Below are 549 nucleotides of genomic sequence, written 5' to 3'. Positions count from 1 at the left end.
TGATCTCGACCTGGAGCTGGTCGCGGAGCTTCTTGTCCAGGGCGCCCAGTGGCTCGTCCATGAGGATGACCGGCGGGCGGTAGACGAGTGCGCGGCACAGGGCGACACGCTGCTGCTGACCACCGGACAGCTCACGCGGCTTGCGACCGCCGAACCCCGACAGACCGGCGATCTCCAGCGTCTCCCCGACCCGCCTGCGGATCTCGTCCTTCGGCACCCCGCGCAGCGTCAGCGGGAAGGCGACATTCTCGCTCACGGTCATGTGCGGGAACAGCAGGTACTGCTGGAACACGAAGCCGAGGTTGCGTTTTTGCGGGGCGAGCTTCGTGACGTCGCGGTCCCCCACGACGATGGTGCCGGAGTCGGGTTCGCAGAAACCGGCGATCATCATCAGGGTCGTGGTCTTGCCCGACCCCGAGGCACCGAGGAAGGTGACGAACTCCCCGGCCGCGATCTCCATGGACGCCTCGTCGACCGCGACGACGTCCCCGTAGGTCTTGCGAAGGGCTACCACCGACAGTGCTTTGCCCGTCGCGGTGGTCCGAGTGC

At 67.2% G+C, this 549-nt stretch carries 1 protein-coding gene; it reads right to left on the bottom strand.

Annotated features, from left to right (window positions below):
* Positions 1 to 549: ABC transporter ATP-binding protein (locus tag ABFX81_RS42135; RefSeq protein WP_346139713.1), on the bottom strand; the 549-nt coding region annotated here is incomplete at both ends.

The organism is Streptomyces coeruleofuscus, assembly GCF_039532725.1.
Classification (GTDB): Bacteria; Actinomycetota; Actinomycetes; order Streptomycetales; family Streptomycetaceae; genus Streptomyces; species Streptomyces coeruleofuscus.
Note: the sequence above shows the minus strand (reverse complement) of the source record. Positions and strands in the feature narration are given on the sequence as shown.